The sequence below is a fragment of the Streptomyces sp. NBRC 110035 genome, assembly GCF_000829695.1.
Taxonomy (GTDB): Bacteria; Actinomycetota; Actinomycetes; order Streptomycetales; family Streptomycetaceae; genus Streptomyces.
Window position 1 is genome coordinate 411,940 of the sequence record NZ_BBNN01000016.1, and the last position, 26,646, is coordinate 438,585.

Consider the following 26,646-nt stretch of genomic DNA (forward strand, 5'->3'; position numbering starts at 1 on the left):
GGCGCGGGGGCAGCGCACTCCCGGGGGACCCCTCGTGGCCGGTCCGGCCCCCGCACGTCCCGGACCGCGGACCGGGCCTCGTCCTGATCCTCCGCCCCGAGGTGCCCCCCACGTCCACGCCCTACGACACCGGGGCGCGCCCCACGCGCGCCCCGGTGAGATCACTGCCGACCGTCAACTCTCCTAGGGACAGACCTCTTCGGACAGCGCGACCCGTACACCCCCAACGGATAGGAAACCCGCACTCATGAGTCGCACGAGAACCGCGCTCCTCGCTGCCATGGCGCTGGTCGCCGGTGCCACCGGCACGGCGTACGCCGTCGTACCCGACGGTGTCGGCGCCGCCGCCGTCCCCTGCACCGTCGACTACCAGGTGCAGAACCAGTGGGGCACCGGCTTCACCGCCGCCGTGACCGTCACCAACCTCGGTGCCGCCAAGTCGTCCTGGTCGCTGAAGTGGTCCTACGCCGGCAACCAGCGGGTCACCAGCGGCTGGAACGCCAAGGTCACCCAGTCCGGCAGCAACGTCACCGCCGTCAACGAGTCCTACAACGGCACGCTGGCGACCGGCGGTTCGGCCAGCTTCGGCTTCCAGGGCACCTATAGCGGCAGCAACGCGATCCCCGCCACCTTCACCCTCGACGGTGTCACGTGCAACGTCGACGACGGAGGCCCGACCGACCCCACGGACCCGACCGACCCCGGTGACCGGGTCGACAACCCGTACAGCGGTGCCAAGGTGTACGTGAACCCCGAGTGGTCCGCGAAGGCCGCCGCCGAGCCGGGCGGCGACCGCATCGCCGACCAGCCCACCGGAGTCTGGCTGGACCGCATCGCCGCCATCAACGGTGTGAACGGCGGCATGGGCCTGCGCGACCACCTCGACGAGGCGCTCGCGCAGAAGGGCTCGGACGAACTCGTCGTCCAGCTGGTCATCTACAACCTGCCCGGCCGCGACTGCTCCGCCCTCGCCTCCAACGGCGAACTCGGCCCGACGGAGATCGGCCGCTACAAGACCGAGTACATCGACCCGATCGCCGAGATCCTCGGTGAGGAGAAGTACGCCCCGCTGCGGATCGTCACCACCGTCGAGATCGACTCCCTGCCCAACCTCGTCACCAACACCGGCAGCCGGCCCACCGCCACGCCCGAGTGCGACGTGATGAAGGCCAACGGCAACTACGTCAAGGGCGTCGGCTACGCCCTGAACAAGCTCGGCGACGTGGGGAACGTGTACAACTACGTCGACGCCGGCCACCACGGCTGGATCGGCTGGGACGACAACTTCGGCGCCTCCGCCGACGTCTTCCACGACGCGGCCACCGCCGAGGGCGCGACTCCGTCCGACGTCCACGGCTTCATCACCAACACCGCCAACTACAGCGCGCTGAAGGAGGAGAACTTCTCCATCAACGACTCCGTGGCCGGCAAGTCCGTCCGCGAGTCCGGGTGGGTCGACTGGAACCGTTACGTCGACGAGCTGGGCTTCGCCCAGGCCTTCCGGACCGAACTCGTCTCGACCGGCTTCGACACGAACATCGGCATGCTGATCGACACCTCCCGCAACGGCTGGGGCGGCGGTGACCGGCCCACCGGACCGGGCGCGACGACCAGCGTCGACGCCTACGTCGAGGGCGGACGCTACGACCGCCGCATCCACATCGGCAACTGGTGCAACCAGTCGGGCGCCGGACTCGGCGAACGCCCGCAGACAGCACCCGAGAACGGCATCGACGCCTACGTGTGGGTGAAGCCCCCGGGCGAGTCCGACGGGGCCAGCAAGGAGATCCCGAACGAAGAGGGCAAGGGCTTCGACCGGATGTGCGACCCGACCTACACGGGCACCCCGCGCAACGGGAACAACCTCACCGGTGCCCTGCCGGACGCCCCGATCTCCGGTCACTGGTTCTCGGCACAGTTCCAGGAGCTCATGCGGAACGCGTACCCGCCGCTGCCGTGACCGGCTGACCGACCGACCCCGATCCGCCGGGACCGGGCCGCGTGCCCGGCCCCGGCGGATCGCTCACGCCCGTAGGGGCGGTTCCGGGAAACCGCCTTGCCGGAGCGGCAACAATACTGGCCTCTGCCGGGCGCGTCGGCGCACTCTGTCCGCATCCGAGCGGAGAGGGTGACCCCCATGGCGCAGCACGACCACGACCAGCACCACCCCGGGCACCACCACGACCACGGGGCGACGGACACCGAGATCGACTGGGCGGAGATGGCCTCCCTGCTCGAATCGGAGGCCGAACTCTTCACCCCCCTGTACGAACGGGCCCTCGGCTGGCTTGCGAAGGAGGTGACCGAGCCGGGGCTGATCGTGGACGCGGGCAGTGGGCCGGGCGTTGTCTCGTGCCTGTTCGCCGAGGTCTTCGAGGGCGCCCGCATCGTGGCGGTCGACGGCTCCGCCCCACTGCTCGAACGGGCCGCGGACCGCGCCGCCCGGCACGGCGCCGGTGACCGTTTCGGAACCCTCGCCGGTGAACTCCCCGGCGTGCTCGACGAACTGGATTACCCGGCCGACCTGTTGTGGGCCAGCCGCAGCGTCCACCACCTCGGCGACCAGCGCGCCGCGCTCGCCGCCTACGCCGCCCGGCTCGCGCCCGGGGGCACGCTGGCCGTCCTGGAGGGCGGACTGCCCACCCGCTACCTGCCGCGCGACATCGGCATCGGCCGGCCAGGGCTCCAGAGCCGTGTCGACGCGGTGGAGGCCGACTGGTTCACCCGGATGCGCACCGAACTGCCGGGCTCCGTCGCACACACCGAGGACTGGCCGGCCCTGCTGACCTCGGCCGGACTGCACCACAGCCGCTCCCGAACCTTCCTCCTCGACCTTCCCGGCCCGGCCACCGAGCGTGTCCGGACACACGTGGTCACGACGCTCGCCCGCACCCGCGGCAGACTCGCCGGGGAACTGGACGCCGAGGACCGCGCCACCATCGACCGCCTCCTCGACCCCGCCGACGAGGCGAGCCTGCACCACCGCTCGGACGTCTTCTTCCTGACGGCTCACACGGTGCATACGGCCGTCCGCCCGGTGTAGAGCCGGTCCGGGCCGGCGGGACCATACGGACGGCGGTCTCCCCGTGCGCGGGGGAAGACCGCCGCGCCCTGTCCCGGAAGACCCGGAAGACCCGGAAGACCCGGAAGACCAGAGGTCAGTTCACCGTCGCCGGGTCCGATCCCAGGCGGCGGTCCTCGTTCAGGGCGTTGATCGCCGCGAGGTCCTCCGTGTCCAGGCTGAAGTCGAACACGTCGATGTTCTCCTCGATCCGCGACGGCGTCACCGACTTGGGGATGACGACGTTGCCGAGCTGGAGGTGCCAGCGCAGGACGACCTGTGCCGGCGTGCGCCCGTGCTTGCGGGCGACGGCCACGATCGCCGGGACCTCCAGCAGGCCCTTGCCCGAGCCGAGCGGCGACCAGGCCTCCGTGGCGATGCCCCGCTCCGCGTGGTACTCCCGCGCGGCGGACTGCTGGAGATGCGGATGCAGCTCGATCTGGTTGACGGCCGGGACGACCGACGTCTCCTCGAGCAGGTGCTCCAGGTGCTCGGGCAGGAAGTTGGACACGCCGATGGCACGGATCCGGCCCTCGGCGTGCAGCTTCTCGAACGCCCGGTACGTGTCGACGTAGCGGCCGCGGGCCGGCATGGGCCAGTGGATGAGGTACAGGTCCACGTAGTCCAGACCGAGCTTGGACAGGGAGGTGTCGAAAGCGCGCAGGGTGGTGTCGTACCCCTGGTCGTCGTTCCAGAGCTTGGTGGTGACGAAGAGGTCCTCGCGGGGGACGCCCGAGGCGGCGACGGCCCTGCCGGTCCCTTCCTCGTTGCCGTACACCGCCGCGGTGTCGATGCTGCGGTAGCCCGCCTCCAGTGCCGCCGTGACGGCCGTCTCGGCCTCGGGGTCCGGTACCTGCCAGACGCCGAAACCCAGTTGGGGCATCGTGACGCCGTTGTTCAGGGTGATCGGGGGGACCATACTCACGAGCTCTCGATCCTTCGGTCGGTGTCCGGTGGAACTCCCATGGTCAACGATCATCGCCCGTCATGCATTCCGGACGGCACATTTCATGCACGGTCAGCGCGCCGCCGGGGCGTCGAACACCGCCGTCCGCCGGACCTCACGCGCGGTACAGCGCCTCGGCCTCTTCCGCGTAGGCCTTCTCGACCGCCCTGCGCCTCGGCTTCGGCTTCAGCGACGGCGTGAGCGGCCCGTGCTCCTCGGCGGACGGCTGCGCCGGAACGCGGAAGGCCCGGATCGCCTCCGCCTGCGGGACGAGGGCGCCGGCCGCCCGCCGCCGTCACCTCGGCGTCGTACAGCATCCAGCGGCACTGCGCCGCGGACGGAGTGGGACGGACCGGCACGAGCCGCGCACCGACGGTGCACCGGACCTCTCCGTCGGCGGGGCGGCGGCCGGGAGGGTCACCGCCCCGGCCCCAGCCGGACCGTCACGAACCGGGGCCGGTACAGGGAGACGTTCCGGCTGAGCGCCACCGCGGCGCCGGACTGCTCGAGCAGGTTCACGTCGTAGCTGAGCACCAGCCGCCCGTCGCCGCTCAGTTCCGGGTGCGTCTGCGGGTTGTACGCGCCGGTCCCGCCGTGCGGCAGCGCGGGGCTGAACTCCTCCGCCGGGCCGTGCCACGGCCCGGCGGGGGAGCAGGACCAGTACGCCGCCACCGTGGTCAGTCCCTTGACGCCCGTGGCCATCGTGAACAGGACGTACGTCCCGCCCTCCCGCACCACCGAGAAGGCGCTGCCGACACCCGTGCGGTGTCCGTCGCCGAGCACCGGGCGCGGGCGGGCGCGGGTCTGCCACGCCGTGCCGTTCCAGTACTCCCAGGCCGCCGGGTCGCCGAGCCCGCCCTCCGGTACCCGCGCCGCGTACGCCTGCGAGGCCTCGCGGGAGACGGCCCGGCCGTCGTCGCCGCCGAAGACGTACGTCCACCCGCCCTCCTCGACCAGGGTGGTGCCGAACAGCACCCGCCGGGACGGGTCGGGCACATCCCGCTGGTCCAGCACCGTCTCCACCGACTCCAGGCGCAGATCGGACAGGGAGAGCGTGGCGACCTCGGTGGCGGTCGGCACCCCGTAGATCCACGGGGACTGCCCCGCCGCACGCACCCACAGCAGTACCCGGACCACCTGCTCCGTGGAACCGGGGGAGCGGGGCTCGACCCGGGCACCGACCGGCCAGCGCCACTGGTCCGGGGCCGGATCGGGGAAGAGCGGGGCGGGGAGCGTGGACTCCAGCCGGCCGTCGCGCATCAGGACGGCCGAGTTGCGCACCATCGGCGCGCTCGTGTCCCGCCAGGCGTACGGCTCGCCGACCGGGTTGGGCGGGCTGTGCACGCGGCCCAGGAACGTGTCGGAGAACAGCCACAGCAGCCGGCCGTCGGGCAGCCGCACCGAGTGCGTGCCGTCACCGCCCGTCCAGTCGTCTACGCGGGCGCCGTCGTCGCCGTAGCGGGCGAACTCGGAGGTGAGGGCGTCGTCCTCGGCCCAGGACGCGACGGTGCGCGGCGTGCAGGCACCACCGTCCGGCCGCCCGTCGTCGTCGCGGTCCGGCAGGCCCGTGACCAGCACGGTCCCCAGGAGCAGGACCAGGACCAGGCCGATCCAGGTCCCTGGTCCCCGCCGCGGCGGTGTCCGTGGCTGTGGTCGTGGCGGTGTCCGTGGCGGTACGCGGGTTTCCGCGGGTGCTGGTGCTGCGTCGTCGGGCACGCTCCGGGACGTTAGTGGCCGGAGGGGAGCGGGTCCATGGTGCCTGACGCCCTGACGCCCTGACGCCCTGACGCCCTGACGCCTGCCGTGGTGGCCCTGGGCCGGAGGGAGGGCCCCGCCGCACGGCGGCGGGGGACCGGTCAGCCCTGGGCGGCCGCGGCCCGCAGGGCTATGCGGTCCTCACCCGCGTACACGTTCATGGAACTGCCCCGCAGGAACCCGACCAGCGTCAGCCCCGTCTCCGCCGCCAGGTCCACGGCCAGTGAGGACGGCGCCGAGACCGCCGCGAGCAGGGGGATGCCGGCCATGACGGCCTTCTGCGCCAGCTCGAAAGAGGCACGGCCGGAGACCATCAGCACGGTCCGGGACAGCGGCAGGTTCCCGCCCTGCAGGGCGCGGCCGACCAGCTTGTCGACCGCGTTGTGCCGCCCCACGTCCTCCCGGACGTCCAGCAGTTCCCCGTCCTCGTCGAACAGGGCCGCCGCGTGCAGGCCGCCCGTCCGGTCGAAGACCCGCTGGGAGGCGCGCAGCCGGTCGGGCAGGCTCGACAGGAGTTCCGGGGTGACGCGCAGCGGCGGGCTGTCGGCGACGGGGTGGCGGGTCGTGGTGCGCACCGCGTCCAGGCTCGCCTTGCCGCACAGGCCGCAGGACGAGGTCGTGTACACGTTCCGCTCGAGCGTGATGTCCGGGGTCCGCACGCCGGGAGCGGTCTGCACGTCGACCACGTTGTAGGTGTTCACCCCCTCCGCGGTCGCGCCCGCGCAGTACACGACGTTCCGCAGGTCGGACGCCGTCGCCAGGACCCCTTCGCTGACCAGGAAGCCGACGGCCAGCGCGAAGTCGTCACCCGGCGTGCGCATCGTGATCGCCAGCGGCTTCCCGTTCAGCCGGATCTCCAGGGGTTCCTCGGTGACGAGCGTGTCCGGGCGGCTGGAGACCACCCCGTCCCGGATGCGGACCACCTTGCGTCGTTCTGTGACTCGTCCCATGTCCCCAGTCCCTGGTCGGTCCGTGGTCGGTCCCGGCTCCGTACGTGCTGACGGCCGCATCGGCCCCTGACGCACAGGGTGCGGTGCGTCACCGGACCGTCGTGCGGTGAGGTGACCTTCACGATCTCATTGTCCTGCACGGGGTCCCGCACGTGCAGGATGAGGCCGCAGCCCACCGTGCGGCACCCGCGCGCCGGCCCGGGCCGCGTGCTCACAGGGAGTGGCCGGTCCTCGGCCCCGCCGCACGGCCCGCGCCGGGAAACCGGTCGGTCCGACCGTTCGCCGCAGACCGCGTACCGTTCACCGCATACGAGCGATCCGCAGGTTCTCAAACACGCGTGGTCTGCCTACCGTCCGGGTTTCATGAGTCCTCCCGTCGCGCCCCCCGGGGTGGAGCCGCTGGCTCGTACCGCCCGCCGCTCTCGCGGTCCACCCCTCCATCGGCCTGGTGATCCTCTCCTTCTACGGAGGAGGCTTCGCGACCGTCCCGGCCTATCTGAAGGACCTCTTCGGCACCCACCAGGTCGGCGCGATCCACGGGCGGCTGCTCACCGCGTGGTCCACGGCCGGTGTGCTCGGCCCGCTCATCGTGAACTGGGTCGCCGACCGGCAGGAGGAGGCGGGACGGCACGGCTCGTCGCTGTACGGACTGTCCTTCATGATCATGATCGGCCTGCTGGTGGTCGGCTTCGTCGCCAATGAACTCGTCCGTCCCGTACACCCCCGGCACCACGTACCCCGCCCCGACGAGGCGAAGGAGGCCGCCGATGAGCGGCGAGAACAGCGCGAGTCCGCCTGACCCGGCCACGGCGGGCCCCGGCCGCCGCGGGCTGACCTTCTTCGCCTGGCTGTGGGTGGGCGTCCCGCTCGCCTACGGCCTGTACGAACTCGTACGGAAGGCGACCCAGCTGTTCACCGGGTGACACCGCGCCCCGGCCCCTCCGGGGGCCTGACCGAAGCCGACAAGCGCGGCGCCCGAATCCTGTCGCATCACCTGTCGGCGTACCCGCGAGTCACTGATCAGACTGGTGCATCCCGCAACCACCACACGAGGGGGAACCCATTCATGATCGGCTCGCGCATCGCCGCCGTCGGCCACTACCAGCCCGCCCGGGTGCTCACCAACGAGGACCTGGCGGGCATGGTCGACACCAGCGACGAGTGGATCACGAGCCGGGTCGGCATCCGCACCCGTCACATCGCGGGCCCCGAGGAGCCCGTCGACGAGCTGGCCGCGCACGCCGCGGCCAAGGCGCTGGCGGCGGCCGGCCGCACCCCCGGCGACGTCGACCTGGTGCTGGTCGCCACCTCCACCGCGATCGACCGCTCGCCCAACATGGCGGCCCGGGTCGCCGCACGCCTCGGCATCCCCGGCCCCGCCGCGATGGACATCAACGTGGTGTGCGCCGGATTCACCCACGCGCTCGCCACCGCCGACCACGCGGTACGCGCCGGATCCGCGCGCCGCGCACTGGTGATCGGCGCCGACAAGATGTCCGAGGTCGCCGACTGGACCGACCGCACCACCTGCGTGCTCGTCGGGGACGGGGCGGGCGCCGCGGTCGTCGAGGCGACCGACGCACCCGAGGAGCCCGGGATCGGGCCCGTGCTGTGGGGCTCGGTACCGGAGATGGGCAACGCGGTGCGGATCGAGGGGACACCGCCGCGGTTCGCCCAGGAGGGCCAGAGCGTGTACCGCTGGGCGACCACACGGCTGCCGTCCATCGCACGCCAGGCCTGCGAGAAGGCGGGGTACGCCCCGGAGGACCTCGCCGCGGTCGTGCTGCACCAGGCCAACCTGCGGATCATCGAACCCCTCGCGCTCAAGATCGGCGCGGTCAACGCGGTCGTCGCGCGGGACGTCACCGAGTCGGGCAACACCTCGGCCGCGAGCATCCCGCTCGCCTTCGCCAAGCTCGTCGAGCGGGGCGAGGTGACCTCCGGCGACCCGGTCCTGCTGTTCGGCTTCGGCGGAAACCTGTCCTACGCCGGGCAGGTCGTCCGCTGCCCCTGACGGTTCTCGTACGCCGCCCTCAGCCCTCCGTGCGGACGCCCCTCGTACGGGTGTGATGCGGTCACCCCCTCTGTGCGGCGCCTGTACGCCGCGGACCGTGGACGAAAGGCAGTCACTGCCGGCGGTGCCCGTGGAGCGGCCGGGCGGCCCTGCGGCCGGGCGGGTGCGCCGGCAGCACACCCCCGTCGCCCGGCAGCGCGGCGGGAAGTCCTGGGCCGAGCACCGTGACCTGGTCACCGCCCTCGTGAACCGCGACGAGCGGCCGGCCGAGCGGCTCGTGCGCGGACACACCGAGCGGACCCGCCGCTCGGACCTCGGCCAGGCGGAGTCCCCGAAGTCCTGACGGTGCGTGCCCGGGGCGAGCGGCTCCGCGCGAGCCCCTTTGTCCTGTGAGTGGAAAAAGTAGGGGGCAATTCCTGCGCGACTTCTTCCCACCTCCGGCAGCCGCTGCTACGTTCCCTTCGAAAGCACGCCTCACACGTGGCCGGAATCCGGCGCGCAGAGGCCGATCGAGGCGGGGAGGGGTTCGTGAGACGTATGACGGCACGGCCCGCCAACGCCCACCAGGCCCGACTGCTCAGGCTGTTGCGCGACGGTGGACCCAACTCCCGTGCCCAGCTGGGCGACCAGGTCGACCTCTCCCGGTCGAAGCTGGCCGTGGAGGTGGACCGGCTACTGGAGACGGAACTCGTCGTGGCCGACGGACTCGCCGCCTCGCGCGGCGGCCGGCGCTCCCACAACATCCGTCTCAACCCGCACCTGCGGCTCCTCGGCGTCGACATCGGCGCGACCTCGGTCGACGTCGCCGTCACCAACGCCGAACTGGAGATCCTCGGGCACATCAACCAGCCCATGGACGTACGCGACGGACCGGTCGCGGTCTTCGAGCAGGTGCTGTCCATGGCGGCGAAGCTGAGGGCTTCGGGACTCGTGGAGGGGTTCGACGGCGCCGGTATCGGCGTCCCGGGCCCGGTCCGGTTCCCCGAGGGCATCCCGGTGGCGCCGCCGATCATGCCCGGCTGGGACGGCTTCCCCGTGCGGGAGGCGCTCAGCCAGGACCTCGGCTGCCCGGTCATGGTCGACAACGACGTGAACCTGATGGCGATGGGGGAGCAGCACGCGGGCGTCGCCCGCACCGTCCCCGATTTCCTCTGCGTCAAGATCGGTACCGGCATAGGCTGCGGCATCGTCGTCGGCGGTGAGGTCTACCGCGGTACGACGGGCAGCGCCGGCGACATCGGACACATCCAGGCCGTACCCGACGGCCGCCCCTGTGCCTGCGGCAACCGGGGCTGCCTGGAGGCCCACTTCAGCGGCGCGGCCCTCGCCAGGGACGCGCTGGAGGCCGCCCAGCAGCAGCTCTCCGCCGAACTCGCGAGCCGTCTGGAGGCGAACGGCACGCTCAGCGCCGTCGACGTCGCCGCCGCGGCCGCCGCGGGGGACGCCACCGCGATCGACCTGATCCGCGAGGGCGGCAGCCGTACCGGCCAGGTCATCGCCGGCCTGGTCAGTTTCTTCAACCCCGGCCTGGTGGTGATCGGCGGAGGGGTGACCGGTCTCGGCCACACCCTGCTCGCCGCCATCCGCACCCAGGTCTACCGCCAGTCGCTGCCCCTGGCGACCGGCAACCTGCCCATCGTCCTCGGGGAGCTGGGCCCCACCGCCGGAGTCATCGGGGCGGCCCGGCTCATCAGCGACCACCTGTTCTCACCCGCGTAAACAACCCACGGCAGCACCGCAGCACGGCAGCACGTCACCCGGCTCCACCGCACGGAACGGCAAGTCCGGCTCCGCCGCACGGAACAGCTCCGCCCTCCGCCGCACGAAGCGGCCCGCCTCATCCACCCGCGGAACAGCGCACCGGCACCACGTACCCCACCCCGCCACACGTACGGCCCCGCACCGCCAGCGCACCACCCGCACCACCCCCGCACCGCGCACGCCCCCGCACCGTCCCTCCCACACGACGCCGCACCGTCCCGGCGCTCCCGCCTGTCCGAAAACACCCTCCCCGCAGGGGGACCGCCCTGACACCGGCCCGCACGCCCGCCGAGGGGAATCCGCATGGCACCCGAACCACCGCTGCTCAGCATGTCCGGCATCACCAAGTCGTTCCCCGGCGTCCGGGCCCTGGACGGTGTCGACCTCGACGTCCAGGCCGGCGAGGTGCACTGTCTGCTCGGCCAGAACGGCGCCGGCAAGTCCACCCTGATCAAGGTGCTGGCCGGCGCCCACCAGCCCGACACCGGCACCATCCACTGGCGCGGTGAAGCCGTCACCCTGCGCTCGCCGATCTCCGCCATGCGCCTCGGGATCGCCACCATCTACCAGGAACTCGACCTGGTGGAACACATGACGGTCGCCGAGAACGTCCACCTCGGTCAGGAACCGACGACCGCCGGGTTCGTCGTCCGTCCCAGGACCGCCAGGGAAGCGACGGCCGGGCTGCTGACCCGGCTCGGCCACCCCGAGATCGAACCGGGCCGGGCGGTCGGGGAGTTGTCGGCCGCACAGCAGCAGATCGTCTCCATGGCGCGGGCGCTCTCGCACGACGTGCGTCTCATCGTGATGGACGAACCGTCGGCCGCGCTCGATCCGGACGAGGTCGACAACCTCTTCCGCATCGTTGCCGACCTCACCGCCGACGGGGTCGCCGTCGTCTACATCTCGCACCGTCTCGAGGAGATCCGGCGCATCGGCGACCGGGTGACCGTGCTCAAGGACGGCCGCGCCGTCGCGGGCGGGCTGCCCGCCGAGTCGACCCCGACCCGCGAGGTGGTCGCCCTGATGACCGGCCGCGACGTCGAGTACGTCTTCCCCGGGCGCCCCGCCTCCCCGCCGCCGGCCGAACCGGTGCTGACCGTCGAAGGACTGTCCCGCAAAGGCGAGTTCGCCCCCCTCGACCTCACCCTGTGCCCCGGGGAGATCGTCGGGCTCGCGGGTCTCGTCGGCTCGGGCCGCTCCGAGATCCTGGAGACGGTCTACGGCGCCCGCACACCGGACTCCGGCCGGGTCCTGGTCGGCGGACGCCCCCTGCGGCCGGGCAGCGTGCGCGCCGCCGTGCGCGCCGGGATCGGACTCGCTCCCGAGGAACGCAAGGCGCAGGCCCTGCTCATGCTGGAGTCCGTCACCCGCAACGTGTCGCTCTCCGCCATGTCCCGCTTCTCGCGGGCCGGCTGGATCGACCGCGGCGCCGAACTCGGCGCGGCCCGCGCCGCCACCCGCGAACTCTCGCTGCGGCCGGACAACCCGGACGTGCCCGTGCGCACCCTGTCCGGCGGCAACCAGCAGAAGGCCGTGCTCGCCCGCTGGCTGCTGCGCGGCTGCCGGGTGCTGCTGCTCGACGAACCCACCCGCGGTGTCGACGTCGGCGCCCGCGCCGAACTGTACGCAGTCATACGGCGGCTGGCCGACGAAGGCCTCGCCGTGCTGCTCGTCTCCAGCGAGGTGCCCGAGGTGCTCGGCCTCGCCGACCGCGTCCTGGTGCTCCGGGAAGGGGACGTCGTCCACACGGCGCCCGCCCGGGAGCTCGACGAACACCGTGTACTCGACCTCGTCATGGAAGGAAGCCCGGCGTCATGACGCAGCCCGTCTCCCCGCCCCGGGACAGCACCGACAAGGCGCCCCCGGTCGGCGAACCGCCCGCCTGGCGCACCGTGCTGTTCCGCGCCGACGTCCGTACCCTGACGCTGCTCGGCGTCCTCGCCGCGCTCCTGCTCATCGGCGGCATCACCAGACCGGACGAGTTCCTGGACACCCGCAACCTCCAGCTCGTCCTCACCCAGGCCTCCGTCATCGGTGTCGTCACCGTCGGCATGACCTTCGTCATCACCTCGGGCGGCATCGACCTGTCGGTCGGCGCGATCGTCGCCCTGGCCTCGGTGTGGGCGACCACGGTCGCCACCCAGGAGTTCGGGTTCGCCGGCATCCTGTTCACCGCCGTCCTCGTCGGCGTGGGCTGCGGACTGGTCAACGGGGTGCTGATCGCGTACGGCGGGATGGTCCCGTTCATCGCCACCCTCGCCATGCTCGCCTCGGCCCGCGGCCTCGCCCTGCAGATCACCGACGGGCGCACCCAGGTCGTCACCATCGACGGCGTCCTCGACCTCGGCGAACGCGACGCCTACGTCCTCGGCATCCCGCCCCTGGTCCTGGTGTTCGCGGCGGTCACCGTCATCGGCTGGCTGGTCCTCAACCGGACCACCTTCGGACGCCGCACCGTCGCCGTCGGCGGCAACGCGGAGGCGGCCCGGCTCGCCGGCATCGACGTCCGCCGCCAACGCCTGTACCTGTACCTGCTGTCGGGGCTGTGCTGCGGCATCGCCGCCTTCCTGCTGATCGTCCTGTCCGGCTCCGGCCAGAACACCAACGGCAACCTCTACGAGCTCGACGCCATCGCCGCCGCGATCATCGGCGGCACCCTGCTCACCGGAGGCCGCGGCACCGTCGTCGGCTCCGTGCTGGGCGTCCTGATCTTCACCACGATCACGAACATCTTCGCCCTGAACAACCTGCAGAGCGACGTCCAGCAGATCGCCAAGGGCGCGATCATCGTCGCCGCCGTGCTGGTCCAGCGGCGCACCGCGAGCACGACCTGACGAAAGGGTTCACCGCCATGCCAGAGCCGACACCTCTCACGAGCCGCAGAGGGCTGTTCCTCGGAGCCGCCGCCGTGTCCGCCGGAGTCCTCGTCACCGGCTGCACCAGCAACGAGCCCAGCGACGCCGAGCCGGCCGCGAGCGACCGGCCGGCCGCCGCCGACAAGCCCGGCAAGCCGGTCACCATCGGCTTCGCGGGACCGCAGGCCGACCACGGCTGGCTCAACGCCATCAACGACAACGCCGAGAAGCGCGCCAAGACGTACTCGGACGTCACCATGGAGATCACCGAGGGCTCCAACGACACCGCCCAGCAGATCGGCCAGATCGAGACCCTCATCAACAAGAAGGTCGACGTCCTGGTGGTGCTCCCCGCCGACGGCAAGGCGCTCACCCAGGTCGGGCTGAAGGCGATGCGCGCCGGCATCCCCGTCGTCAACCTCGACCGCATCTTCAACTCCCCGCAGGCGTACCGCTGCTGGATCGGCGGCGACAACTACGGCATGGGACTGAACGCCGGGCACTACATCGGCGAGAAGCTCAAGGACACCCCCGACGCCCGCGTCATCGAACTGGCGGGACTGGACAACCTCGAGCTCACCAAGCAGCGCACCCGGGGCTTCGACGACGCGCTGAAGAACTACCCCAACATCAAGAAGGTGGCCCGCCAGGCCGCCGACTTCACCGTCGAGTCGGGCCAGGCCAAGATGGCCCAGCTCCTGCAGGCCCAGTCGGCGTTCGACGCGCTGTGGAACCACGACGACGACCAGGGCGTCGGCGCGCTGCGCGCCGTCGAACAGGCCGGACGTGACGACTTCCTCATGGTCGGCGGCGCGGGCGCGCTCTCCGCCTTCCAAGCCATCAAGGCGGACGACGGGGTCCTCAAGGCGACCGTGCTCTACCCGCCGTCGATGGCCGCCTCCGCGATCGACCTCGCCCGCGCCCTCGGCCAGGGCAAGGGCGTCGGCGGCCTCGCCGAGTTCGAGATCCCCACCTCGCTGACCTGCTATTCGGCCGTGGTCGACAAGGAGAACGTCGACCAGTACATGTCCACCGGCTTCAAGTGAGCAGCCCCGCCCCACGGGCCTGACCAGCCCACCGGGCGGGGCCCACCCCCGCCCGCCACGACGACGAGGAGGACATCCGTATGGCACAGCCGCAGCAGTCAGACGGGGCAGACGGCGCAGGGACGGGAAAGCCGCCACTGCGCGTCGGCATGGTCGGCTACGCCTTCATGGGCGCCGCCCACTCCCAGGGCTGGCGCACCGCGGGCCGCGTGTTCGACCTGCCGCTGAGCCCCGAACTGGCCGTCATCTGCGGCCGGGACGCCACCGCGGTGCGTGCGGCGGCCGACCGCCACGGCTGGGCGGACACCGAGACCGACTGGCGCGCCCTGGTCGAACGGGACGACATCGACCTCGTCGACATCTGCACCCCCGGCGACAGCCACGCCGAGATCGCCCTGGCCGCCCTCGCCGCGGGCAAGCACGTCCTGTGCGAGAAACCCCTCGCCAACAGCGTCGCCGAGGCCGAGGCGATGGCCGACGCCGCCGGACGGGCCCGGCGGCAGGGCAGGCTGGCGATGGTCGGCTTCAACTACCGCCGGGTCCCCGCGACCGCGCTGGCCCGGCGGATGGTGGCCGAGGACCGCATCGGCACCCTGCGGCACGTACGGGTGTCGTACCTTCAGGACTGGCTGGTGGACCCCGCGTTCCCGCTGACCTGGCGCCTGCGCCGGGAGCAGGCCGGCTCCGGCTCGCTCGGCGATCTCGGCGCGCACATCGTCGACCTCGCCCAGTACCTGGCGGGGGAGCGGCTGGCGGGCGTCTCCGCGCTCACCGAGACGTTCGTCCGGCAGCGGCCGCTGCCCGCCGCGCCCGCCGGCGGTCCGGCCGCCGTCGACAGCGCCGGCACCGGCGAGGTCACCGTGGACGACGCCGCCCTGTTCACCGGCCGCTTCACCTCCGGCGCCCTCGCCTCCTTCGAGGCCACCCGGTACGCCACCGGACGGAAGAACGCGCTGCGCATCGAACTCAACGGTGAGCGGGGATCGCTCGCCTTCGACCTGGAGCGGCTCAACGAACTCTCCTACCACGACGGCACCGAGCCCGCCGCCCACGCGGGTTTCCGCCGCATCCTGGTCACCGAACCCGACCACCCCTACCTGGACGCCTGGTGGCCGCCGGGCCACGGCCTCGGCTACGAGCACACCTTCGTGCACCAGGCCCGCGACCTGGTCCACGCCGTCGCCGAGGGCCGCACCCCCGAACCCTCCTTCGCCGACGGGCTGCAGGTGCAGCGCGTCCTGGCGGCCGTGGAGGAGAGCGCCGCGAAGAACTCCGTCTACACACCGATCGCCGCCTGAGGAAAGGCAGACACGCATGCCCCGCACCTTCACGCTGTTCACCGGCCAGTGGGCGGACCTGCCCCTCGAGGAGGTCTGCCGGCTCGCCCGCGACTTCGGCTACGACGGACTCGAACTCGCCTGCTGGGGAGACCACTTCGAGGTCGACAAGGCACTCGCCGACCCGTCCTACGTGGACTCCCGGCGTCAGTTGCTCGACACGTACGGCCTCGAGGTCCGGGCGGTCTCCAACCACCTGGTCGGCCAGGCGGTCTGCGACGCCATCATCGACGAACGCCACCAGGCCGTCCTGCCCGCCAGGATCTGGGGCGACGGCGAGGCCGAGGGCGTACGGCAGCGGGCCGCGGCCGAGATCAAGGACACCGCGCGCGCCGCGGCCCTCCTCGGCGTCGACACCGTCATCGGGTTCACCGGATCGGCGATCTGGCACCTGGTGGCCATGTTCCCGCCCGCGCCCGAGTCGATGGTCGACCGCGGCTACGAGGACTTCGCGACGCGCTGGAACCCGATCCTGGACGTCTTCGACGCCGAGGGCGTGCGGTTCGCACACGAGGTCCACCCCGGCGAGATCGCCTACGACTACTGGACCACCGTCCGCACCCTGGACGCGGTCGGCCGGCGGCCGGCCTTCGGGCTCAACTTCGACCCCTCCCACTTCGTGTGGCAGGACCTCGACCCGGTCGGCTTCCTGTGGGACTTCCGCGACCGGATCTACCACGTCGACTGCAAGGAGGCCCGCACCCGCCTCGACGGCCGCAACGGCCGCCTCGGCTCCCACCTGCCCTGGGGCGACCCCCGGCGCGGCTGGGACTTCGTCTCCGCCGGCCACGGGGACGTCCCCTGGGAGGACGTCTTCCGCATGCTGCGTTCCATCGGCTACCGGGGCCCCGTCTCCGTCGAATGGGAGGACGCCGGCATGGACCGGCTCCAGGGCGCCCCCGAGGCGCTGACCCGGCTCAAGGCGTACGACTTCGACCCGCCGTCGGCCTCCTTCGACGCGGCGTTCACCAGCTGAACCGCACGCCCGACGGCAGGCCGGGGGCCGGAACGTCCGCCGGCCCCCGGCCCCGGCCTGCCCGGATCCCGCTTTGTCCCAGGGTGGGGAAAAGCTCGGCCAGTCCCGTCCCAAGGGGTGTTCGCCCCGGATGAACGCGGTTACCGTCCCTGAAGTGCTCATGACATCCACGCCTCCGGGGTGACGGCGCACCCCGGCGCCCGCACCGCACGTCCCCGCACCCGTTCCGTACGGCCCCACCCCGTTCCCGGAGGGACTTCGTGCACAGAAGCAGACTCGTACCCGCCCCCACGAGGCGTCCAGGACTCCGCACCGCCCTCGCCCTGCTCACCGGCCTGATGCTGGCAGCAGGGACCCCGGCGACCGTCGCCGGCGCCCACCCCGGGCATCCGGAACACGCCGAACCGGCAGCCGCCGAGGGGCGGTTCCAGCAGGTACCGCTTCACCAACAAGGACCCCGAGCGGAGCCTGACCGACGGCCACATCGGCCTCCAGAACCACGGCGCCGACGACCAGGTCTCCTTCCGCGACATCCGGCTGAAGGAACTCCCCTCCCAGGGGTGACCGGAACGGCGGCGGGCGGAGGACGCCGGACCTCCGCCCGCCGCCCCCGCCGGGCCCCGTGCCCGGCACCCCGCTCGTCCCCCTCCGGCACCCGCACCCGGTTCGCGTACGACAAGGAGGCTGCCCATGTCCGCCGAACCGTCCCTCCCCACCCCCTCCCCGGCTCCCCGCTTCGGCGTCTGGTTCATCGGGGCGCGCGGATCCGTGGCCACCACCGCGATCGCGGGCTGCGCCGCCGTCACCGCCGGACTCCGCCCACCCACCGGCATGGTCACCGAGACCCCCGACTTCACCTCGTGCGGCCTGCCGCCACTGTCGTCCCTCGTCTTCGGCGGCCACGACACCGTCGACTGCCCGCTGCCCAAACGTGCCGAACACCTCGTCGCCGGCGGCGTCCTGCCGCACGGCCTGCCCTCCGCCGTGCACGCCGAACTCGTCGCCGCCGACCGGGAGATCAGGCCCGGCGGCCCCCTGCCCGGCGACACCGACGACGGCTCGGGCCGCCACGACGACGAACTGATCGACGTGTTCGCGGCCGACATGCGCGACTTCGCGCACCGCCAGGGCCTCACGGGCGCCGTCGTGGTGAACGTCGCCTCCACCGAGCCCGCCCCCACCGACGGCTCCCTGCCACCGAGTTCCCTCTACGCGGCGGCCGCCCTGCGCGCCGGCTTCCCCTACGTCAACTTCACCCCCTCCGCAGGCCTGCACCACCCGGCGCTGGCCGGGCAGGCCGCGACGGCCTCCGTCCCCCACACGGGCCGCGACGGCAAGACCGGGCAGACCCTGCTGCGCTCCGTACTCGGCCCGATGTTCCTGCAGCGCGCCCTCGCCGTGCGCGCCTGGTCCGGCACCAACCTCCTGGGCGGCGGCGACGGTGCCGCCCTCGCCGACCCCGCGGCCGCCGCCGCCAAGAACGCCGGCAAGGAACGCGTCCTCGCCGACACCCTCGGCACCACCCCCGAGGGCGAGGTCCACATCGACGACGTACCCGCGCTCGGCGACTGGAAGACAGCCTGGGACCACATCGCCTTCGACGGCTTCCTCGGCGCCCGCATGGTCCTGCAGACCACCTGGCAGGGCTGCGACTCGGCGCTCGCCGCGCCCCTCGTCCTCGACCTGGCCCGGCTGGTCGCCCGCGCCCGGGAGAGGGGCCTGTCCGGCCCGCTGGGCGAACTGGGCTTCTACTTCAAGGACCCGGTGGGGGACGGCCCGTCCTCGCTGGCCGAACAGTACGCGGAGCTCAGGCGCTTCGCCGGGCGGCTACGGGACGACGCCGGCGACCGCGGGGCGCAGCGGTGAGCCGCACGGGCGCCCCGGCGCAGGACACACCCACTCCGGCCGGGCCGACGGCGGCGGACGACCCGGCACCCGGGGCGGCACCCGGGGCGGTACCCAGGGGCGCCGCCACTCCCCTCCCCGGCCCCGCGCCCCGCGCCTCCCGCACCCGCACCCGCACCGCCCGCGCGGGCGCCTGGGCCGAACTGCTGCGCCTGCCCGCGCTGTTCACCGTCCCCGGCGACGCCCTGGCCGGTGCGGCGGCGTCCGACTCGCGCCCCGGCCCCCGCACTCTGCTCGCCATCGGATCCTCTCTGTGCCTGTACGAGGCCGGCATGGCCCTGAACGACTGGGCGGACCGCACCGAGGACGCTGCGGAACGCCCGCACCGCCCGCTTCCGTCCGGCCGCATCCGTCCGGCCGCCGCCCTCACCGCCGCCGGTGCCCTCACCGGCGCCGGACTGGCGCTCGCCGCCGCTGCGGGACGCCCCGCCCTCGCGGTGGCCGCACCCCTGACGGCGACCGTCTGGGCCTACGACCTCGCGCTGAAGCACACACCCGCCGGTCCCGCGGCCATGGCCGCCGCCCGCGCACTGGACCTGCTCCTGGGCGCGGCCACCGCCGGCGGCGGCATCCGGACGGCGCTGCCCTCGGCCGCGCTGCTCGGCACCCACACCCTCGTGGTCACGGCCGTCTCCCGCCGGGAGACCACCGGCGGCTCGGTCCTGACCCCGCTGGCCGCCCTCGCGACGACGGGGGCGCTGACCCGGCTGGTCACCCACCGCCGCACCCGACTCCCGGCAGGCCGGCGGGCAGCAGCCGCCCCCGGCCTGCCGGGCCCCGGCCCGGCCGGGCGCCCACCCCGCGCCACCGGCGTCCTTGCCACCGCCCTGGGCGCCGCCTACGCCGCCACGGCCGCCCGGCCCTACTTCCACGCCGCACTCAACCCCTCGCCCCCGCTCACCCAACGCGCCGTCGGCGGCGGCATCCGGGCCACGATCCCGCTCCAGGCCGCGCTCGCCGCCCGCTCCGGCTCGGCCGGCACCGCCCTGCTCGTCGCGGCCCTGGCCCCGGCCGGCCGGATGTTCGCGAGGAGGTCCGGCATGAGGAAGGTGAGCATCACGTGAACCGCACCCCGGACGGCGCCCCTCCGCTCCCCCTCCCCCTCCCCCTCCGCTTCGGCTACGGCACCAACGGCCTCGCCGACCTCCGTCTCGACGACGCCCTCGCCCTGCTCGCCGACCTCGGCTACGACGGTGTCGGGCTCACCCTCGACCACATGCACCTCGACCCGCTCGCTCCGGACCTCGCCGCCCGCACCCGCCGGGTCGCCCGGCGCCTGGACGACCTCGGCCTGGGCGTCACCGTCGAGACCGGCGCCCGCTACGTGCTGGACCCGCGCCGCAAACACGGCCCCTCGCTCCTGGACCCCGACCCGGACGACCGCGCCCGCCGCGTGGACCTGCTCGTCCGGGCCGTCCAGGTCGCCGCCGACCTCGGCGCGCACGCCCTGCACTGCTTCAGCGGCACCGCCCCCGTGGGCACGGACGAGGACACCGCGTGGAAGCGCCTGGCCGAGGCGCTCACCCCCGTCCTGGACGCCGCCACCTCCGCGGGCGTCCCCCTCGCCGTCGAACCGGAACCCGGTCACCTCCTCGCCACCCTCGCCGACTTCCACCGCCTGCGCCGCGCCCTCGGGGACCCCGAACCCCTGGGCCTCACCCTGGACATCGGCCACTGCCAGTGCCTCGAGCCCCTCCCACCCGCGGACTGCGTCCGCGCCGCCGCCCCCTGGCTGCGCCACGTCCAGATCGAGGACATGCGCCGCGGCGTCCACGAACACCTGCCCTTCGGGGACGGCGAGATCGACTTCCCGCCCGTCCTCGCGGCCCTCGCCGCCACCGGATACCAGGGCCTGACCGTCGTCGAACTGCCCCGCCACTCCCACGCGGGCCCCCACTTCGCCGCCCACTCCCTCCCGTTCCTCCACACCGCGGCCCGCACCGCGGCGACCACCTCCGCCCCCGCCACCCCTGCCGCCCTCCCGACCACCGAACTGCACCGCCTCCTCACCGCCCGTCTCGACGGAGCCGCCCGCGCCTGGCTGGACCAGGCCCTCGACGCGGCCGCCGCCCACCCCGGCGCCCACGGCCCCATCTCCGTGTGGGAACTGCGCCTGGCCGAGGCCGGCCGGCGCTGCGGTGCCGCCCACGCCGACGCCGCCCGCGTCCTGATCCTGCACGCGGCCCGGGCCGACGCCGAGGCGCTGGCCCGGGTCTACCACCAGGGCACCGCCGACGAACGCCGGGCGGTCCTGCACGCCCTGCCCCACCTCGTGCCCGGCCCCGAGGCCCGCCCGCTCGTCGAGGACGCCCTGCGCACCAACGACACCCGGCTCGTCGCCGCCGCCGTCGGCCCCTACTGCGCCCGGCACCTCGACGCCCACGCCTGGCGGCACGCCGTCCTGAAGTGCCTGTTCACCGGCGTCACCCTGGACCGGGTGGCGGACCTGGCCCGGCGGGCCCGCGGCGACGGCGAACTCGCCCGCATGCTCGGCGACTACGCCGACGAGCGCACCGCCGCCGGCCGCCCCGTCCCGGAGGACCTCCACCGCGTACGGACCCTGGCCCTGGCCCCGGACCCGGACCCGCAGCCGGACCCGGCGGAGCCCGCCCCCGCAGCCGACTCCGCCTCCTCCACCCCGAGTCACACCACGGACGACCCCCACGGCAAGGAGTCCTGATGCGCCTCTTCGACCCCCACATCCACATGACGTCGCGGACCACCGACGACTACGAGGCCATGTACGGGGCGGGCGTCCGCGCGGTCGTCGAGCCCGCCTTCTGGCTCGGCCAGCCCCGCACCTCGCCGGCCTCCTTCACCGACTACTTCGACTCCCTCCTCGGCTGGGAACCCTTCCGCGCCGCCCAGTACGGCATCGCCCACCACTGCACCATCGCCCTCAACCCCAAGGAGGCGAACGACCCGCGCTGCACCCCCGTCCTCGACCTGCTGCCCCGGTACCTCGTCAAGGACAACGTCGTGGCCGTCGGCGAGATCGGTTACGACTCCATGACACCCGCCGAGGACACCGCGCTCGCCGCCCAGCTCCAGCTCGCCGCCGACCACGGCCTGCCCGCCCTGGTGCACACCCCGCACCGCGACAAGCTCGCCGGACTGCGCCGCACCCTCGACGTCGTCCGGGAGTCCGCGCTGCCCGTGGACCACGTCCTGGTCGACCACCTCAACGAGACCACCGTCAAGGAGGCCAAGGACAGCGGCTGCTGGCTCGGCTTCTCCGTCTACCCCGACACCAAGATGGACGAGGAACGGATGGTCGCGATCCTGCGCGCCCACGGCCCCGAGCGAATCCTGGTGAACTCCGCCGCCGACTGGGGAAGGAGCGATCCGCTCAAGACCCGCAAGGTCGCCGACCTGATGCTCGCCGAGGGCTTCACCGAGGACGACGTCGACCGCGTCCTGTGGCGCAACCCCGTCGCCTTCTACGGACTCGGCGGCCGGCTCACCCTCGACGTCACCGCCCCCGAGACCACCCACGAGGGCAACTCCATCCAGCGCGGCGTACCGAGGGACGAGTTCCCGCGGACGGCCGGCGTCGCCGCCGCGGGGGCGTGAGCCATGCGCTTCCGCCACCCCGACGGGTCCACCGTCCACCTCGCCTACTGCACCAACGTCCACCCCGCCGAGACCCTCGACGGTGTCCTCGCCCAGCTGAGGGACCACTGCGAACCCGTCCGCCGACGGCTCGGCCGTGACCGGCTCGGCATCGGCCTGTGGCTCGCCAAGGACGCCGCGCGCGCCCTCGTCACCGACCCGTCCGCCCTGCGCGGCCTGCGCTGCGAACTCGACCGGCGCGGACTCGAGGTCGTCACCCTCAACGGCTTCCCCTACGAGGGATTCGGCGCCGAGGAGGTCAAGTACCGCGTCTACACACCGGACTGGGCCGACCCCGAGCGTCTGGAGTACACCACCTCCCTGGCCCGCCTCCTCGCCGGACTGCTCCCCGACGACGTCCCCGACGGCAGCATCTCCACCCTGCCGCTGGCCTGGCGCACCGTCCACGACGCGCGGCACGCCGAAGCCTCCCGCACCGCCCTGCGCACCCTCGCCGAACGCCTCGACGCACTCCAGGAACTGACCGGACGCTCCCTCCGCATCGCCCTGGAACCGGAACCCGGCTGCGTCGTCGAAACCACCCACGACGCCATCGCACCGCTCACCGCGATCGGCCACGACCGCATCGGCGTCTGCGTCGACACCTGCCACCTCGCCACCTCCTTCGAAGACCCGGACACCGCCCTGGACGACCTCACCCGGGCCAACGTCCCCGTGGTCAAGTCCCAGCTCTCGGCCGCCCTGCACGCCGAGCAGCCCCACCTGCCCGAGGTCCGCGAGGCCCTGCGCGCCTTCGCCGAGCCCCGCTTCCTGCACCAGACCCGCACGTCCACCGCCGCCGGACTGCGCGGCACCGACGACCTCGACGAGGCCCTGGCCGGCGACGCCCTGCCCGAGGGGGCGCCCTGGCGCGCCCACTTCCACGTCCCGCTGCACGCGGCCCCCGCCGCACCCCTCACCTCCACGCTGCCCGTACTGAAGACCGCCCTGACCAAGCTCGTCGGCGGCCCGCAGCCGCTCACCCGCCACCTGGAGGTCGAGACCTACACCTGGCAGGCCCTCCCACCCGAGCTGCGGCCCAGGGGCCGCGCCCAGCTCGCCGACGGCATCGCCGCCGAACTCGCCCTCGCCCGCGACCTGCTGTCGGACCTCGGCCTGAAGGAACTCCCATGACCACAGACCGTGCGGCCGACGCCGACCACGCGGACCCCACCGCCGAACCCGCCTCGGCATCCGCCTCGGGTTCCGTCGCGGCATCCGCCCCGGGGTCCGTCGCGGGGTCCGTCCCGGCATCCGCCTCGGGTTCCGTCGCCGAACCCGTCCCGGCGTCCGTCGCGGGTTCCGCCTCGGCATCCGCCCCGGCGTCCGTCGCGGAACCCGCCCCGGAACCCGTCACGGCATCCGCCCCGGAACCCGTCCCAGCACGCGTCCAGGAACCCGCGGCCACCGGCCCCACCCCCCTCCTCGTCCTCGACGTCGTGGGCCTCACCCCCCGTCTCCTCGACCACATGCCCCACCTCAAGAGGCTCGGCCAGTCCGGCTCCCGCGCCCCGCTCTCCACCGTGCTGCCCGCCGTCACCTGCGCCGCCCAGTCCACCTTCCTCACCGGCAGCCTCCCTTCCGAACACGGCATCGTCGGCAACGGCTGGTACTTCCGCGAACTCGGCGACGTCCTGCTGTGGCGCCAGCACAACGGTCTCGTCGCCGGGGACAAGCTCTGGGACGCGGCCCGCCGCGCGCACCCCGGCTACACCGTCGCCAACATCTGCTGGTGGTACGCCATGGGGGCGGACACCGACATCACCGTCACCCCCCGCCCGGTCTACCACGCCGACGGACGCAAGGAACCCGACTGCTACACCCGGCCCCCGGCCCTGCACGACGAACTCACCGCCGAACTCGGCACCTTCCCGCTCTTCCACTTCTGGGGCCCCGGCGCGGACCTGGTCTCCAGCCAGTGGATCATCGACGCGACCCGCCACATCAACCGCACCCGCCACCCCGACCTGACGCTCTGCTACCTCCCCCACCTCGACTACGACCTGCAGCGCTTCGGCCCCGACGACCCGCGCTCCCTGAAAGCGGCCGCAGACCTGGACGCCGCCCTGGCCCCGCTGCTCGACGACGCCCGCGCCGAGGGCCGTACCGTCGTCGCCCTGTCCGAGTACGGCATCACCCGCGTGCACCGGACCGTGGACATCAACCGCGCCCTGCGCCGCGCGGGTCTGCTGGAGGTGCACACGCAGGACGGCATGGAGTACCTCGACCCGATGGCCTCGCGGGCCTTCGCCGTCGCCGACCACCAGATCGCCCACGTCTACGTGCGCCGCCCCGAGGACCTCGACGCCACCCGGGCAGCCCTCGAAGGACTGCCCGGCATCGACCGACTCCTCGACGACGAGGGCAAGAAGGCCCACCACCTCGACCACCCGCGCGCCGGCGAACTGGTCGCCGTAGCCGAACCCGACGCCTGGTTCACCTACTACTACTGGCTCGACGACGACCGCGCGCCCGACTTCGCACAGCTCGTCGAGATCCACCGCAAACCCGGCTACGACCCGGTCGAGCTCTTCATGGACCCCCTCGACCCGTACGTCAAGGTGAAGGCGGCCACCGCACTGGCGCGCAAGAAACTCGGCATGCGCTACCGGATGGCGGTCGTGCCCCTCGACCCGTCGCCTGTTCGGGGCAGCCACGGCCGCCTCCCGGCGAGCGACGACGACGGTCCGCTCCTCATCTGCTCCACCCCCCGTGTCGTCGGAGACCGCGTCGCGGCCACCGATGTCAAGCAACTCCTGCTCCACCTCGCCGGACTCGGCTGACGCACCACCACGCACGCCCCGACGAGAGCCGGCATCCAGCTACCGAGAGTGAAACACACGGCACTGACATCAACGGCCGGTCCGGGCGGCACCGGAACCGGCCACGACCCAGAAGGCAGGCCCCCGTGACCTCGCACTCCGACCCCTCCCGCACCGAGGCCACCCCCACCCCCACCCCCACCCCCATCCCGGCCGCCGACGCCCCGGACGAGGCGCTGCGCCGCTCCCTGGGCGTGCGCCGGCGCCGTTTCCTCAGCACCTGCACCGCCGTGGCCGCCGGAGCCGTCGCGGCCCCCGTCTTCGGCGCCGCCCCCGCCCTGGCCCAGGACCGCGGCAGAGACCACGACCACGACCACGGGCACGGGCACGGCCCTGACCACCGCGGGCGGACACTCGTCCCGCCGCACAAGCGCGGCATCATCCTCTACACCGTCCGCGACGCCACCGGCCGCGACCCCCTGTCCACCGACCTGCCCTCGGGCTTCCGCGAGGTGTTCCAGCAGCTGGCCCGCCACGGCTACCGCCAGGTGGAGTTCGCCGGCTACCACCAGCACGCGAACGCGCCCGGCGGCGCCGGTCTGGAATCCGTCGCGGGCGCCAGGCTGCTGCGCTCCTGGCTCGACGACTACGGCCTGCGCGCCCAGGGCAACCACGGCTTCATCCCGTCCTCCTGGCCGCTGACCACAGCCGACCTGGACACCTTCAAGAAGCACCTCGAGATCGCCAACATCCTCGGCCTGGACCACATGGGCACCGGCGGCGACCCCACCGGCAGCTCCCACCGCGCCGACTGGGACGTGGCCGCCGACAAGTGGAACGCGCTCGGCGCGGTCGCCCGCCGCGAGGGCATCAAGCTCTACACCCACAACCACGACGGCGCCTACGGCTTCCTGCTCGACGGCGGCCCCCTGGACGACCAGGGCCGGCCGACCCGCAGTTCGGGCATCCGGAAGCTGGAGTACTTCCTCGAGGTCACCGACCCCCAGGCCGTCTGGCTGGAGATGGACATCTTCTGGGCGCATGTCGCCCAGTACAAGTTCCACACGTACACCGCCCACGACGGCTCCACGCGGAAGAAGGTCTTCGACCCGGCCGGCCTGGTCGCCCGCAACAACAAGCGCTACCCGCTGTTCCACGCCAAGGACGGCGTCGTCAGCACGACCAACGGCATGGGCTACGAGATGGTGCCCTTCGGAACCGGCGTCATCGACTACACCACGTTCTTCTCCCGGGTCGGGCAGCGGAACCACCACAACCCGATGGTCGAGGACGACACCGCCCCGAGCGCCACCGACCCCGCGCAGTCGCTGCGCGAGGCCAAGATCAGCTACGACAACCTGGCGGCCCTGCGCAAGCGGCGCTGCTGACCGGGGACAGGGCCGGGAACACGGACCGGGCGGTCCCACCCGCAGAACCGTGGGTGGGACCGCCCGGCCCGTGCGGACGAAGCCCTCGTACCGGGATCCGCCGCGCCGTGCCCCGGGGCCCGGCGGGGGAGTGGCTGCCGGGCGGTTTCCCGGAGTGCCGGCCCACGCCGTGACGAGGGCGGGAGGGCCGGTCCCGCCGCGGTCCGGCCCCGCGTCCGGAGGCACGGAAACGCAGGTGAAAGGCGCTGCGAAACCTTGGTATGGTTGTCCACGTC

Annotated in this window: 21 protein-coding genes and 3 pseudogenes; 20 read left to right on the forward strand and 4 right to left on the reverse strand. The window is 73.1% G+C overall.

The window, feature by feature from the left end; genetic code table 11:
• Positions 1 to 247: 247 nt before the first annotated feature.
• Together TU30_RS04385 and TU30_RS04390 are read left to right on the forward strand one after the other, a co-directional pair.
• Complete coding sequence (locus tag TU30_RS04385; protein WP_042164677.1) at positions 248 to 1,960, forward strand: glycoside hydrolase family 6 protein; 1,713 nt, start codon at positions 248 to 250, stop codon at positions 1,958 to 1,960.
• Between the two features lie 177 nt (positions 1,961 to 2,137).
• Entirely contained in the window at positions 2,138 to 3,043 is a 906-nt protein-coding gene (locus TU30_RS04390) for a trans-aconitate 2-methyltransferase (protein ID WP_042164679.1), read from the forward strand.
• Between the two features lie 115 nt (positions 3,044 to 3,158).
• On the opposite strand, the gene TU30_RS04395 is transcribed toward TU30_RS04390, so the two are convergent.
• From TU30_RS04395 to TU30_RS36880, 4 genes and pseudogenes are all read right to left on the reverse strand, one after another.
• Complete coding sequence (locus TU30_RS04395; protein WP_176726323.1) at positions 3,159 to 3,980, reverse strand: aldo/keto reductase; 822 nt, start codon at positions 3,978 to 3,980, stop codon at positions 3,159 to 3,161.
• 444 nt (positions 3,981 to 4,424) lie between these two features.
• The gene (locus tag TU30_RS04400) at positions 4,425 to 5,594 is read right to left on the reverse strand and encodes a DUF4185 domain-containing protein (RefSeq protein WP_370626553.1); all 1,170 of its coding nucleotides are present in this window, start codon (positions 5,592 to 5,594) and stop codon (positions 4,425 to 4,427) included.
• Between the two features lie 269 nt (positions 5,595 to 5,863).
• Positions 5,864 to 6,712, reverse strand: a complete 849-nt coding sequence (fdhD, locus tag TU30_RS04405; protein WP_042164683.1) for a formate dehydrogenase accessory sulfurtransferase FdhD — start codon at positions 6,710 to 6,712, stop codon at positions 5,864 to 5,866.
• 29 nt (positions 6,713 to 6,741) lie between these two features.
• Positions 6,742 to 6,888 (reverse strand): annotated as a pseudogene (locus TU30_RS36880) (Fe-S-binding domain-containing protein); the annotation flags it as partial.
• A gap of 269 nt (positions 6,889 to 7,157) precedes the next feature.
• Here TU30_RS36880 and TU30_RS04410 point away from each other — a divergent pair.
• From TU30_RS04410 to TU30_RS04490, 18 genes and pseudogenes are all read left to right on the forward strand, one after another.
• Positions 7,158 to 7,511: pseudogene (locus TU30_RS04410) on the forward strand (MFS transporter); the annotation flags it as partial.
• Positions 7,480 to 7,635 (forward strand): hypothetical protein, encoded by a 156-nt coding sequence (locus TU30_RS36380; RefSeq protein WP_199816821.1) that lies wholly within the window; start codon positions 7,480 to 7,482, stop codon positions 7,633 to 7,635. The pseudogene TU30_RS04410 and the gene TU30_RS36380, both read left to right, overlap by 32 nt.
• A 143-nt stretch (positions 7,636 to 7,778) precedes the next feature.
• Entirely contained in the window at positions 7,779 to 8,726 is a 948-nt protein-coding gene (locus TU30_RS04415) for a beta-ketoacyl-ACP synthase III (protein WP_042164686.1), read from the forward strand.
• Between the two features lie 97 nt (positions 8,727 to 8,823).
• The gene (locus tag TU30_RS04420; protein ID WP_141713795.1) at positions 8,824 to 9,069 is read left to right on the forward strand and encodes a hypothetical protein; all 246 of its coding nucleotides are present in this window, start codon (positions 8,824 to 8,826) and stop codon (positions 9,067 to 9,069) included.
• Between the two features lie 194 nt (positions 9,070 to 9,263).
• Positions 9,264 to 10,445: an ROK family protein gene (locus tag TU30_RS04425; RefSeq protein ID WP_042164690.1), complete on the forward strand. Its 1,182-nt coding sequence runs from the start codon at positions 9,264 to 9,266 to the stop codon at positions 10,443 to 10,445.
• 345 nt (positions 10,446 to 10,790) lie between these two features.
• Positions 10,791 to 12,308, forward strand: coding sequence for a sugar ABC transporter ATP-binding protein (locus TU30_RS04430; protein WP_042164692.1), 1,518 nt, complete (start codon positions 10,791 to 10,793; stop codon positions 12,306 to 12,308).
• Positions 12,305 to 13,324, forward strand: a complete 1,020-nt coding sequence (locus TU30_RS04435; RefSeq protein WP_042164693.1) for an ABC transporter permease — start codon at positions 12,305 to 12,307, stop codon at positions 13,322 to 13,324. Before TU30_RS04430 ends, TU30_RS04435 begins: the two co-directional genes overlap by 4 nt.
• 17 nt (positions 13,325 to 13,341) lie before the next feature.
• On the forward strand, positions 13,342 to 14,391 hold the full coding sequence (locus TU30_RS04440; protein ID WP_042164695.1) for a substrate-binding domain-containing protein: 1,050 nt from the start codon (positions 13,342 to 13,344) through the stop codon (positions 14,389 to 14,391).
• Positions 14,392 to 14,471: 80 nt separating this feature from the next.
• The gene (locus TU30_RS04445; RefSeq protein WP_176726319.1) at positions 14,472 to 15,689 is read left to right on the forward strand and encodes a Gfo/Idh/MocA family protein; all 1,218 of its coding nucleotides are present in this window, start codon (positions 14,472 to 14,474) and stop codon (positions 15,687 to 15,689) included.
• Between the two features lie 16 nt (positions 15,690 to 15,705).
• Positions 15,706 to 16,704 carry a sugar phosphate isomerase/epimerase gene (locus TU30_RS04450; RefSeq protein WP_042164699.1) on the forward strand — a complete coding sequence of 333 codons (999 nt, stop codon included), beginning with the start codon at positions 15,706 to 15,708 and terminating at the stop codon, positions 16,702 to 16,704.
• Between the two features lie 690 nt (positions 16,705 to 17,394).
• Positions 17,395 to 18,570: an inositol-3-phosphate synthase gene (locus TU30_RS04455; RefSeq protein ID WP_042164704.1), complete on the forward strand. Its 1,176-nt coding sequence runs from the start codon at positions 17,395 to 17,397 to the stop codon at positions 18,568 to 18,570.
• On the forward strand, positions 18,567 to 19,673 hold the full coding sequence (locus TU30_RS04460) for an SCO3242 family prenyltransferase (RefSeq protein WP_042164707.1): 1,107 nt from the start codon (positions 18,567 to 18,569) through the stop codon (positions 19,671 to 19,673). The genes TU30_RS04455 and TU30_RS04460 overlap by 4 nt, the downstream gene beginning before the upstream one ends.
• A pseudogene (locus TU30_RS36885) lies at positions 19,670 to 20,578 on the forward strand (sugar phosphate isomerase/epimerase family protein); the annotation flags it as partial. The gene TU30_RS04460 and the pseudogene TU30_RS36885, both read left to right, overlap by 4 nt.
• 129 nt (positions 20,579 to 20,707) lie before the next feature.
• Positions 20,708 to 21,289: an EboA domain-containing protein gene (locus TU30_RS36890; RefSeq protein ID WP_042164710.1), complete on the forward strand. Its 582-nt coding sequence runs from the start codon at positions 20,708 to 20,710 to the stop codon at positions 21,287 to 21,289.
• Positions 21,289 to 22,182 carry a TatD family hydrolase gene (locus tag TU30_RS04475; protein ID WP_042164713.1) on the forward strand — a complete coding sequence of 298 codons (894 nt, stop codon included), beginning with the start codon at positions 21,289 to 21,291 and terminating at the stop codon, positions 22,180 to 22,182. Before TU30_RS36890 ends, TU30_RS04475 begins: the two co-directional genes overlap by 1 nt.
• A gap of 3 nt (positions 22,183 to 22,185) precedes the next feature.
• The gene (eboE, locus tag TU30_RS04480; RefSeq protein WP_042164716.1) at positions 22,186 to 23,355 is read left to right on the forward strand and encodes a metabolite traffic protein EboE; all 1,170 of its coding nucleotides are present in this window, start codon (positions 22,186 to 22,188) and stop codon (positions 23,353 to 23,355) included.
• Positions 23,352 to 25,004: a nucleotide pyrophosphatase/phosphodiesterase family protein gene (locus TU30_RS04485; RefSeq protein ID WP_234307768.1), complete on the forward strand. Its 1,653-nt coding sequence runs from the start codon at positions 23,352 to 23,354 to the stop codon at positions 25,002 to 25,004. Before eboE ends, TU30_RS04485 begins: the two co-directional genes overlap by 4 nt.
• Before the next feature lie 125 nt (positions 25,005 to 25,129).
• Positions 25,130 to 26,371, forward strand: coding sequence for a sugar phosphate isomerase/epimerase family protein (locus tag TU30_RS04490; protein WP_078878104.1), 1,242 nt, complete (start codon positions 25,130 to 25,132; stop codon positions 26,369 to 26,371).
• The last annotated feature ends 275 nt before the right edge of the window (positions 26,372 to 26,646 follow it).